Raw genomic sequence first — 3,343 nt, 5'->3', positions numbered from 1 at the left:
GATTAGATCGTTCTTTAAAAATTTGGGTATGTGATAGAAAGATAGACTGAACGTTACTTTCACTGGTAACGGATCAGGCTAAGGTAAAATTTGTGAGTTGCTCTTTGAGCAAGAATCGAATTTTCGGCGAATGTCGTCTTCACAGTATAACCAGATTGCTTGGGGTTATATGGTCAAGTGAAGAAGCGCATACGGTGGATGCCTTGGCAGTCAGAGGCGATGAAAGACGTGGTAGCCTGCGAAAAGCTTCGGGGAGTCGGCAAACAGACTTTGATCCGGAGATGTCTGAATGGGGGAACCCAGCCATCATAAGATGGTTATCTTAAGCTGAATACATAGGCTTAAGAGGCGAACCAGGGGAACTGAAACATCTAAGTACCCTGAGGAAAAGAAATCAACCGAGATTCCCTTAGTAGTGGCGAGCGAACGGGGACTAGCCCTTAAGTGGCTTTGAGATTAGCGGAACGTTCTGGAAAGTACGGCCATAGTGGGTGATAGCCCTGTACGCGAAAATCTCTTAGTCATGAAATCGAGTAGGACGGAGCACGAGAAACTTTGTCTGAATATGGGGGGACCATCCTCCAAGGCTAAATACTACTGACTGACCGATAGTGAACTAGTACCGTGAGGGAAAGGCGAAAAGAACCCCGGAGAGGGGAGTGAAATAGATCCTGAAACCGTATGCGTACAAGCAGTGGGAGCCCACTTTGTTGGGTGACTGCGTACCTTTTGTATAATGGGTCAGCGACTTATTTTCAGTGGCGAGCTTAACCGAATAGGGGAGGCGTAGCGAAAGCGAGTCTTAATAGGGCGTCTAGTCGCTGGGAATAGACCCGAAACCGGGCGATCTATCCATGGGCAGGTTGAAGGTTGGGTAACACTAACTGGAGGACCGAACCGACTACCGTTGAAAAGTTAGCGGATGACCTGTGGATCGGAGTGAAAGGCTAATCAAGCTCGGAGATAGCTGGTTCTCCTCGAAAGCTATTTAGGTAGCGCCTCATGTATCACTGTAGGGGGTAGAGCACTGTTTCGGCTAGGGGGTCATCCCGACTTACCAAACCGATGCAAACTCCGAATACCTACAAGTGCCGAGCATGGGAGACACACGGCGGGTGCTAACGTCCGTCGTGAAAAGGGAAACAACCCAGACCGTCAGCTAAGGTCCCAAAGTTATGGTTAAGTGGGAAACGATGTGGGAAGGCTTAGACAGCTAGGAGGTTGGCTTAGAAGCAGCCACCCTTTAAAGAAAGCGTAATAGCTCACTAGTCGAGTCGGCCTGCGCGGAAGATGTAACGGGGCTCAAACCATACACCGAAGCTACGGGTATCACTTAGGTGATGCGGTAGAGGAGCGTTCTGTAAGCCTGTGAAGGTGAGTTGAGAAGCTTGCTGGAGGTATCAGAAGTGCGAATGCTGACATGAGTAACGACAATGGGTGTGAAAAACACCCACGCCGAAAGACCAAGGTTTCCTGCGCAACGTTAATCGACGCAGGGTTAGTCGGTCCCTAAGGCGAGGCTGAAAAGCGTAGTCGATGGAAAACAGGTTAATATTCCTGTACTTCTGGTTATTGCGATGGAGGGACGGAGAAGGCTAGGCCAGCTTGGCGTTGGTTGTCCAAGTTTAAGGTGGTAGGCTGGAATCTTAGGTAAATCCGGGATTCTAAGGCCGAGAGCTGATGACGAGTTACCCTTTGGGTGACGAAGTGGTTGATGCCATGCTTCCAAGAAAAGCTTCTAAGCTTCAGGTAACCAGGAACCGTACCCCAAACCGACACAGGTGGTTGGGTAGAGAATACCAAGGCGCTTGAGAGAACTCGGGTGAAGGAACTAGGCAAAATGGCACCGTAACTTCGGGAGAAGGTGCGCCGGTGAGGGTGAAGCATTTACTGCGTAAGCCCATGCCGGTCGAAGATACCAGGCCGCTGCGACTGTTTATTAAAAACACAGCACTCTGCAAACACGAAAGTGGACGTATAGGGTGTGACGCCTGCCCGGTGCCGGAAGGTTAATTGATGGGGTTAGCTAACGCGAAGCTCTTGATCGAAGCCCCGGTAAACGGCGGCCGTAACTATAACGGTCCTAAGGTAGCGAAATTCCTTGTCGGGTAAGTTCCGACCTGCACGAATGGCGTAACGATGGCGGCGCTGTCTCCACCCGAGACTCAGTGAAATTGAAATCGCTGTGAAGATGCAGTGTATCCGCGGCTAGACGGAAAGACCCCGTGAACCTTTACTATAGCTTTGCACTGGACTTTGAATTTGCTTGTGTAGGATAGGTGGGAGGCTTTGAAGCGTGGACGCCAGTTCGCGTGGAGCCAACCTTGAAATACCACCCTGGCAACTTTGAGGTTCTAACTCAGGTCCGTTATCCGGATCGAGGACAGTGTATGGTGGGTAGTTTGACTGGGGCGGTCTCCTCCTAAAGAGTAACGGAGGAGTACGAAGGTGCGCTCAGACCGGTCGGAAATCGGTCGTAGAGTATAAAGGCAAAAGCGCGCTTGACTGCGAGACAGACACGTCGAGCAGGTACGAAAGTAGGTCTTAGTGATCCGGTGGTTCTGTATGGAAGGGCCATCGCTCAACGGATAAAAGGTACTCCGGGGATAACAGGCTGATACCGCCCAAGAGTTCATATCGACGGCGGTGTTTGGCACCTCGATGTCGGCTCATCACATCCTGGGGCTGAAGCCGGTCCCAAGGGTATGGCTGTTCGCCATTTAAAGTGGTACGCGAGCTGGGTTTAGAACGTCGTGAGACAGTTCGGTCCCTATCTGCCGTGGACGTTTGAGATTTGAGAGGGGCTGCTCCTAGTACGAGAGGACCGGAGTGGACGAACCTCTGGTGTTCCGGTTGTCACGCCAGTGGCATTGCCGGGTAGCTATGTTCGGAATAGATAACCGCTGAAAGCATCTAAGCGGGAAACTAGCCTCAAGATGAGATCTCACTGGGACCTTGAGTCCCCTGAAGGGCCGTCGAAGACTACGACGTTGATAGGTTGGGTGTGTAAGCGCTGTGAGGCGTTGAGCTAACCAATACTAATTGCCCGTGAGGCTTGACCATATAACACCCAAGCAATTTGACTACTCGAAAGAGCATCAGATTGCGGTGTGTGAAGACGAAATGAACCGAAAGTTCGAATCTCACAAAACACCGAAAGCTGTCACATACCCAATTTGCTGAAGCGAAGCCAACTGGCTACGACTCAGTACCCGAATTTCTTGACGACCATAGAGCATTGGAACCACCTGATCCCATCCCGAACTCAGCAGTGAAACGATGCATCGCCGATGGTAGTGTGGGGTTTCCCCATGTGAGAGTAGGTCATCGTCAAGATTAAATT

Annotated in this window: 2 rRNA genes; both read left to right on the top strand. The window is 50.8% G+C overall.

Annotation, left to right across the window (positions count from 1 at the left end):
- Nucleotides 1-171 precede the first annotated feature (171 nt).
- Nucleotides 172-3,063, top strand: a 23S ribosomal RNA gene (locus KGB03_RS03125).
- A gap of 157 nt (nt 3,064-3,220) precedes the next feature.
- Nucleotides 3,221-3,336, top strand: a 5S ribosomal RNA gene (rrf, locus tag KGB03_RS03120).
- Nucleotides 3,337-3,343 lie beyond the last annotated feature (7 nt).

This window comes from Pseudomonas sp. BF-B-26, from assembly GCF_019956495.1.
Taxonomy (GTDB): domain Bacteria; phylum Pseudomonadota; class Gammaproteobacteria; order Pseudomonadales; family Pseudomonadaceae; genus Aquipseudomonas.
The sequence above is the reverse complement of the archived record's forward strand: the minus strand, read 5'-3'. Positions and strand labels throughout refer to the sequence as shown.